We start from the raw sequence: 7,414 nt of genomic DNA, 5'->3' as shown, positions 1-7,414 counted from the left end.
GTCGACCTGGCGCAATCTCGGAAGGACGCGCTGGCCGCCTACGAGAAGGTGAAGGCCGCGGGCTAGAGCTGCGGGCGACCGCCGATGACACCGACCGCTCGGGATGCGACCTTTGCGCCCGCGCTCGCCGAACGTGCGAGATCGCCGGAGCGCATCCACTCGTTGAGGAATCCGGCGCAGAACGCGTCCCCCGCCCCCGTCGGATCCACCACGGGCGAGTTCACGGCCGGCACCGTCAGGGTCGTGCCGTCGTGGGCAATCACCACACCGCCTGAGCCCATGGTCAGCACCACGGTCGGGAACGTTTCGGCAAGCTTCGCCACGATCTCGGCTGGGTCTGTCAGCCCGGTGAGCACCCGGCCCTCCTCGAGGCTCGGGAACAGCAGGGCCGCTCCCGAAATCGCCGCGAGAAACTTCTCGGCACCGTAGTCGGCGATGAACCCCGCGGATCCGGGGTCGACGGAGACCCGCGCTCCGGCCTTCTTTGCCCGGGCGACCAGGGCGGTGAACCCCTCGGATCCGGCGGAGTTCAGCAGCGAATGCCCGGTGAGGTGCAGCACGGTGGCGTTTGCCAGCAGTTCGGTCGTGACATCCACCGGATCAAGCTCGGTGTTGGCACCGCGCTCGGTGAGCATGGTGCGATGCTCACCCTCAACGATGATCACGATCGTGCCGGTGGTGAGCGTCGGATGTGCGCGCAGGTGTGAGGTGACCCCCGCGCGTTCGAGCAGGCCGGTGTGCCGCTCGAAATCGTAGGCGCCGACGACCCCGACGAAGTCGACTTTTGCCCCCAGCGAACCCAGCCAGGCCGCGGTGTTTGCCGCCGATCCGCCAGCCCTGAAGCCGATGGATGCCGCGGTGTCAGTGTCAGGCCGGATCGCACCGTACGGCATCGCCACCACGTCGTCGATGACGTCCCCGAAGGCGATGATTCGATCAGACCCCGAGCGCTCAGGCATTGAGTTCCGCCCATGCCGTGGCGATCTGGCCGGCGACCCGCACGTTGTTGCGGGCAAGGTCGAGGTTGACCTCGAGACTTCGACCGCCCGAAAGTTCGACGATCTTGAGGAGCAGGAAGGGCGTGACCTCTTTGCCGGTCACCCCGGCGGCGTCGGCCAGGGCCAGCGCTTCAGCGAGGACGCGGTCGTGTTCCGAGGGATCCCACTGTTGGTGGAGCGGGATGGGGTTTGCGACGACGATGCCCTGTCCGTGGCCCAGCTGGTCGTGCGAGCGCATGATTTCGGCGACCTCTGCCGCGTCATCCACTGACCATTCGAGGGTGTGGCGCGATTCACGCAGCCAGAAACTGGGAAAGATCGACGTGCCGAAACCGACCACGGGGATGCTGAGCGTTTCGAGCCGTTCGAGGGTGGCAGCGATGTCGAGCACCGACTTGACGCCGGCCGAGACCACGGTGATCGGTGTCACGGCGAGGGTGCTGAGGTCGGCGGATTCGTCGAATGTCGTAGCGGCACCGCGATGAACGCCGCCGAGACCGCCGGTGGCGAACACCCTGATGCCGGCAAGCGATGCGAGGTGGGATGTCGCGGCCACCGTGGTCGCTGCACTCGACTTCGCCGCCGCGATGATGGGCAGGTCGCGCACGCTTGCCTTGGCGAGCTCGTCTTCCGAGATGCGGCGCAGGCCCTCGGGGTCGAGACCGATGTGGGGAACCCCGTCGAGCACCGCGATAGTGGCCGGTGTGACGCCAGCGTCGCGAAGGATGCTCTCGAATTCCCTGGCCGCCTCATGATTGCGAGGGCGCGGGAGCCCGTGCGAGATGATCGTCGATTCGAGGGCGACAACGGGTCGTCTCTGCGCGATCGCATCGGCGACTTCGGTTGAAAGGGTCAATGGCATTCGCATCTCATTCAATCTAGAGGGTCACGGTCGCCCGCGCGCGCGAATCGCACGACACAGCGAAGTCGACAACCGGGAAACTCTCAGGTTTGGTCACGGTGGTGCCCGCTTCGCCGTGATACCGCGGATGTGCGGTGGCATGTTCACTAGAAAATCGCTTCCGGGGGCGGCGACAGCAGCGTGTCCCCCAAACCGGGGACACCGTCGCTCCGGACTCCCATCGTGGCCAGGAAGACCTGGACCCGACAGGCCCAGAACATTCTGGACCGCAATCTGAAGAGGAGTTCAGTCATGAACATCACGAAGAAATCCGCATTTGGTGCAACCGCTGCTGCCGCAGCGCTCGTCATCGTCGGCATCGCCGGCCCCGCAATGGCGAGCGACACGGCCAGCGACAGCTCGAGCAAGTCGTACTCGTACAGCTCGAAGAGTGAGACCCCAATTGTCATCGCTCCCGACGTCAAGCTGCTCAACGGGGACAACTTCAACGAGTTGCTGAACGCCGCGAACGGCGACCTCTTCAGCGGCAATGCCGTTGCCTCCGGCAACGACATCCAGGCCCCGATCGCTTCGGGCAACGACACCGCCGTGGGTAACGTCAGCAACGTGGCCAATGGGAACGACGTGAGCACAGACGTCTCTGACGTTGTCGATAGCGTGACCGATGTCTCTGATGTGTCTGACGTCTCGAACGTCACGGATGTGTCTGGAATGGTGGGCGACATCACAAGTGACGTGAGCGACATCACCGACAACATCCTCGGCGACCTCGACCTGGGCAGCATCCTCGGACGCTAACCGGCCAACGCCCAGTGGCATCGAACGCCCCCGTCGCACACGCGGCGGGGGCGTTTGACGTTAATTCGCGTGTCGTAGGGTGCACCCCGTGACTTCTTCGACCGCCACGCTCGCGCGCCGAGCGGCACTCGGCCAGCGGGCATGGATCGCACCGACGCTGGTGGGGCTATTCGCGCTCGCGGTGTCGCTGATCGGGCTCGGCACACCGTCGGTCTGGTACGACGAGGTGGCTACCGTCAGCGGGTCAACCCGCACACTCGGCCAACTGTGGCAACTGCTGGGCACCGTAGATGCCGTGCACGGCGCGTACTACGTGCTGATGCACGTGGTGTTCGAGCTGCTCGGCTACTGCCCCTTCACCCTCCGGCTGCCGAGCGCCGCCGCGGTTGCGATTACGGCGGGCGTCGTGGTGCTGCTGGGGCGTCGAATCCACGGACCGCTCCTCGGGCTGGTCGGCGGTGTGGTGTTCAGCATTCTGCCGAGGGTGACGTGGATGGCCGTCGAGGGCCGCTCCTACGCGCTCAGTGCCATGATGGCTGCCATCCTGAGCCTCGTGCTGCTGCGCGCGATCGCCGAGTGCCGCTGGCGATGGTGGCTTGTGTATGCGGGGGTCGCACTTCTCAGTTGCGTGACCTTTCTCTACCTCGGGCTCGTGGTCGTCGCCCACGGCATTGGGATGCTCGTCGCGCTGATCCGCCGCGGGCAGGGTGCCGGTCGCACTGCCGCCGGGTGGGCGGCATCTGCTGGCGTGGCCGGACTGCTGACGCTGCCGTTCCTGGCCCTCGTGGCGAGCCAATCATCCCAGCTGCCCGCCATGGAGCCACTCGGCGAGCAGACGGTCACCGAGGTCGCCGTGACGCAATGGTTCGGCACCAGCATCCCCTGGGCGGTGATCGGGATCGCGTTCATCGTGTTCGGGCTCTGGCCGCGGGCGGGCGGCACGCATGCCGGGGGCGGCGCCATCCTGCTCAGCGCACTCGTCATTCCCACGGCAGCGCTGCTGGTCGTCGCGCTCTCGAACCCTGGTATCTACCAGCCCCGCTATTTGGGCATGTGCACGCCGTTTGTCGCGCTCGCCATCGCTTCGGGCGTGGTGAGAATCTCCGCGCGGCCGATTGCCGTGGCGATGGTCGCGCTGCTGGTGGTGTTGGCGGTGCCGCAGTTCGTGTCACAGCGCGCGCCTGAGTCGAAGAAGGATGCGTCGTGGTCGACGGTGGCGGGCTACATCCGACAGCAGCGAACCGAGCACGACGGCACCACGGCCATCATCTTCGGCAAGATCCAGCCACACCACGCGGCGAGCGCTCGCGTCATCGCCTACTCGTACCCTGCGGCTTTCGAGGGGACAGTGGATGTGACGCTAGGCATCCCGGCGCCCGACACCGGGGGACTGTGGGAGACCCGGCTGCCCCTCGCCGGTACGCTCGATCGCCTGGACGGGGTCGGCACTGTGTTCTTCATCACGACCGAGGGCGCGGCGCGGCGTGAATCCACCAGTCAACTGCTTCGACGTGCGGGATGGGTGCCGCGGGAACTGTGGCACGCCGACACCGTGACCGTCGTCAGGTTTGGTCGCTGACTTCGGTGGATATCACACGGGATTGGCGGACTACGGGTTGGCTCAGGTTAGTCCTGAGTTTGTCCGCCGCGGGGCGGCGGAAATCATTGAGGTAGATCTCGTGGTGTTTGCCCGTCATCATCAGACGATGGGATGGGATGACACGGTTGTGCATGTCTTCGAGCACCGGGCCTTCGGCGTCGTACGATCCGATGTGAAGGGTCTGCACGGCAAGTCCCTCGTCGAATGTTTCCAGGCGGAGCGCGTCGAGCACGGTCGCCGTGTCCGTCGATCATGAGGAATTGCATCGCGGGCACCGCGACGACCTCGAACTCGCTTCGGGGTGCAGAGTAGCTCTCGATCTGCTTCTTGAAATCGGTCTTCATGGTGAGGTATTTCCAGATTCAAGGGTGGCGAACAATTCATATTCCGCGAGGGTGCTGCGATGGATATAAAATCACGAATTTTGGCATCATCTAATCTGAGCTCCGCATGCGGTGACTGATATTGCCCAGCGTTCGACTGTCAGGTCGGAGCAACCACGACACCATGATGACGACGATGAGGTGAAGTGCATTGATGGCGTGGAAAGCAGGGGCGCCGTATCCTTCCGGGATCGGGGCGCCCTGGACGACGGTCACGATTAGCCAGGAGAGAAACGCTCCAGTCATATTGATGACCAGGCCCGCATAGGCCCATTCCTTGAGGCGCGGGAATTTTGGCACAATGATCACGATTGCGCCGAGGATCTTTGCAATCCCGATGATGTAAACAAAATAGAGCGGATACCCCAGGACTGCCACGACAGTCGCGATGCCAATACTCGAAAGCTCAATGTTCATGGATGCGTCGAACACCTCCGAAAACCCACCGACGAACATCGCCAGAGCGATGTAAACCGTGGTGATCCAATAGAAAATGTTTCTCAACCGGGAAGAACTGCGCTTCATCACAGGAGTCGTCCCACCGCCCACCTTGCTTGTGGTTGCGTGAATCATGGGGATCTCAACCTTGTATCCGTTGCGGCATGGGTAGACAGTTAGAGCTCGGAAATCGCTGCGAATGCTTTCTTGGTGGATGAATACCATTCCATCGATCGCCTGGGGTGCTTCCAACGCCCTTTCATCTCTTGGTGGGCTTGCTCGTGGGTGGTGTCGCCGGTTTTCACCGCATCCTTGAGATGGCGATCCTGGGCCTTGATGACGTCATCAGCGGTGTCACCGCGCACGGGCTCTTCGCAGGGGCCGCCCAGTTGGCTGCAAGTCATGGTTTTCATCTATTCGGATCCTCGTTCTCAACGTGCAGCCTCCATCTGAGGACTGCTACCTATATGACGGTTGATCTACAGCAAGTGTGACTAGTGATGCCAAAGAATTTCATTTTCGGCGCTCCTGCCCGTCGCGGCGGGTCAAGTGTTCCAAGGTCGCTGGGTCGGCGCGGAAGTCAATCCGAGTCACAGTGCCATCGACGATCGTGAAGTCGAATGCGACTCTCGGCAAGCCGTGGAGAAACCATGCGGCTCCTGCACGACCGTCAATAAACACGGGTAGGGCTGCTTTGGCTGCACCGTTGAACATCGTCGCCACCGCGCTCCGACCTTCTATCCGGGTCGGAGTGCCGGCCAAAATGGCTGCTTCGTCACCAACGACCACGACTCCCGGTGCCAGCAGTTCCAGTAGCTGTTCGAAGTTGCCCTGCCGGGCGGCGGCAAGGAACGCGTCAACTACCTCCCAGTCCGCCCTCCCGCGCACGGCACCAGATAGGCGGACTTTGCCGCGCGCCCGCGAAGCGTGTTTGCGGGCTGCGGCAGGAGTGATACCGAGGATCGCAGCAATTGTGGCGAAATCGATCCCGAAGCTGTCATGGAGCACGAAAGCTAGACGTTCGCTGGGCGTGAGGCGGTCTAGGACCACTTGAAGCGCAATCCCGACAGTGTCAGCCAGTGCGAGGTCATCAGCTGGATCTGTGGACGGAGCAGGAAATTCCACGTCGTCAACAAGGATGGCTTTCGCACTACGCAGCCTGTCAAAACAAAGTCGGCTGGTGACAGTGGTCAGCCAACCGGGCAGATTATCGATGACCACTTCATTCGAGTGAAGTCGAAGCCAGGCCTGCTGGACGATGTCTTCGGCCTCGGCGTGGTCACGGAGAATCCGCCCCGCGATGCGCAACAACCTGGGACGCTCTTGCTCGAACACTGCCGACTCGTCCACGAGGGTCACGCTTTCATCTGAGACTTCATACTAAGGTGACGCGCGGGTCGCTCACTATGTGACAGCCAGACCGACAGCTCAATCAGATTCCTGGGACGGCTTCAGGCAGGATCAACACCGAACCGGGAGCCGGGGTCGCGAGAGAAGCACTCCAGAAGCTCAGCCGAACAGCGGCAGCTCGTCGAACCTATCCGAGAGGAGTTAGCCCGCAAGACTCTTGCGTTGAAGGCCTCTCACCTGCGCCGCTACCAGCGATCGATGGGGAGTTATGCGCGAGTGCTCACAGAGCCGGAGCAAGCCGAGCACCAGGCCTCCGGGGAGAAAGGGTAATACCGAGCCGGTGATGAGCACTAAAGAAACCGGAATGCGTGCGGCCGTCAGACACCCAGAACCAGGCGAATGCCGTCGCCGATCTTGGAGAGCACGTAGCTCGGGACGTGACCGATCGGAAAGGGCTCCACGAATTCACGGCTAACGGGGCCGATCTGGGAAACGACCGCCACCGAGTCCTTGCCCAGCCCGGACGCGTCGATCGGAACGAGTACGTTGCCCGGAAATGCCTCGAGCGCCACATTCGATGTCAGCGGTACGAGGAGCACGGTCGCGATCTCGGTAGCAAGCAGCCAGTCTTCCTGCATGACGACCGCTGGGCGCCGCTTAGCCGGTTCGGAGCCACGGGGAGATCCGAAATCGACCCACACGACATCTCCGTGGGCGATCACCACCCCGTTCCCTCAAGCACCGTGTGCTCGGACTCGCGAAGGAAGGGACTGTCTGCGGAAGGCTGCCCGACCCGCGCGATGACTGAGTTCGCCAAAGCGGTCAACTCCGCTTCACCTTCCAGTTCCGCAGCAAGGCGGCGACCAGCGAGTCGATAGAACTCCGATCGGTTCATGCCGTGGCGAGCGGCCAGCCTTTCAAAGCGCGCAAAGTCGTCGTCAGGAATAGAGATGGCTGTCTTCACGTGCTCAGTATAACTTTTTAT

General features: G+C 62.9%; 10 protein-coding genes. 2 read left to right on the top strand and 8 right to left on the bottom strand.

Annotation, left to right across the window (positions count from 1 at the left end):
• Window positions 1-62 precede the first annotated feature (62 nt).
• Both RMN95_RS08290 and RMN95_RS08285 read right to left on the bottom strand, forming a co-directional pair.
• The gene (locus tag RMN95_RS08290; RefSeq protein ID WP_309616462.1) at window positions 63-959 is read right to left on the bottom strand and encodes a sugar kinase; all 897 of its coding nucleotides are present in this window, start codon (window positions 957-959) and stop codon (window positions 63-65) included.
• A complete protein-coding gene (locus RMN95_RS08285) occupies window positions 952-1,860 on the bottom strand; it encodes a pseudouridine-5'-phosphate glycosidase (protein WP_309616461.1) in 909 nt (302 codons plus the stop codon). Before RMN95_RS08285 ends, RMN95_RS08290 begins: the two co-directional genes overlap by 8 nt.
• Before the next feature lie 291 nt (window positions 1,861-2,151).
• Here RMN95_RS08285 and RMN95_RS08280 point away from each other — a divergent pair, with 291 nt between their 5' ends.
• Both RMN95_RS08280 and RMN95_RS08275 read left to right on the top strand, forming a co-directional pair.
• Window positions 2,152-2,658 carry a hypothetical protein gene (locus tag RMN95_RS08280; RefSeq protein WP_309616460.1) on the top strand — a complete coding sequence of 169 codons (507 nt, stop codon included), beginning with the start codon at window positions 2,152-2,154 and terminating at the stop codon, window positions 2,656-2,658.
• An 88-nt stretch (window positions 2,659-2,746) separates the two neighbouring features.
• Entirely contained in the window at window positions 2,747-4,237 is a 1,491-nt protein-coding gene (locus RMN95_RS08275; RefSeq protein ID WP_309616459.1) for a glycosyltransferase family 39 protein, read from the top strand.
• Here RMN95_RS08275 and RMN95_RS08270 read toward each other — a convergent pair.
• The 6 genes from RMN95_RS08270 to RMN95_RS08245 form a co-directional block, all read right to left on the bottom strand.
• Complete coding sequence (locus tag RMN95_RS08270; RefSeq protein ID WP_309616458.1) at window positions 4,221-4,490, bottom strand: GyrI-like domain-containing protein; 270 nt, start codon at window positions 4,488-4,490, stop codon at window positions 4,221-4,223. The two genes, RMN95_RS08275 and RMN95_RS08270, sit on opposite strands and share 17 nt — an antisense overlap.
• Window positions 4,491-4,692: 202 nt before the next feature.
• Window positions 4,693-5,214: a DoxX family protein gene (locus RMN95_RS08265; protein WP_309616457.1), complete on the bottom strand. Its 522-nt coding sequence runs from the start codon at window positions 5,212-5,214 to the stop codon at window positions 4,693-4,695.
• 41 nt (window positions 5,215-5,255) lie between these two features.
• Entirely contained in the window at window positions 5,256-5,492 is a 237-nt protein-coding gene (locus RMN95_RS08260) for a hypothetical protein (RefSeq protein ID WP_309616456.1), read from the bottom strand.
• Window positions 5,493-5,592: 100 nt separating this feature from the next.
• Complete coding sequence (locus RMN95_RS08255; RefSeq protein ID WP_309616455.1) at window positions 5,593-6,438, bottom strand: sigma-70 family RNA polymerase sigma factor; 846 nt, start codon at window positions 6,436-6,438, stop codon at window positions 5,593-5,595.
• A gap of 368 nt (window positions 6,439-6,806) precedes the next feature.
• Entirely contained in the window at window positions 6,807-7,151 is a 345-nt protein-coding gene (locus RMN95_RS08250; protein WP_309616454.1) for a type II toxin-antitoxin system PemK/MazF family toxin, read from the bottom strand.
• Window positions 7,148-7,393 (bottom strand): ribbon-helix-helix protein, CopG family, encoded by a 246-nt coding sequence (locus tag RMN95_RS08245; protein ID WP_309616453.1) that lies wholly within the window; start codon window positions 7,391-7,393, stop codon window positions 7,148-7,150. Before RMN95_RS08245 ends, RMN95_RS08250 begins: the two co-directional genes overlap by 4 nt.
• Window positions 7,394-7,414 lie beyond the last annotated feature (21 nt).

The sequence above is a fragment of the Salinibacterium sp. genome, assembly GCF_031364185.1.
In the GTDB taxonomy this organism is placed as follows: domain Bacteria; phylum Actinomycetota; class Actinomycetes; order Actinomycetales; family Microbacteriaceae; genus Rhodoglobus.
This window is presented reverse-complemented; position numbering and strand designations above follow the sequence as displayed.

What these genes read in the sequence shown, in the direction of transcription:
- RMN95_RS08290 (WP_309616462.1), bottom strand. Translation starts at nt 959, where the DNA reads ATGCCTGAGCGCTCGGGGTCTGATCGAATCATCGCCTTCGGGGACGTC.
- RMN95_RS08285 (WP_309616461.1), bottom strand. Translation starts at nt 1,860, where the DNA reads ATGCCATTGACCCTTTCAACCGAAGTCGCCGATGCGATCGCGCAGAGA.
- RMN95_RS08280 (WP_309616460.1), top strand. Translation starts at nt 2,152, where the DNA reads ATGAACATCACGAAGAAATCCGCATTTGGTGCAACCGCTGCTGCCGCA.
- RMN95_RS08265 (WP_309616457.1), bottom strand. Translation starts at nt 5,214, where the DNA reads ATGATTCACGCAACCACAAGCAAGGTGGGCGGTGGGACGACTCCTGTG.
- RMN95_RS08260 (WP_309616456.1), bottom strand. Translation starts at nt 5,492, where the DNA reads ATGAAAACCATGACTTGCAGCCAACTGGGCGGCCCCTGCGAAGAGCCC.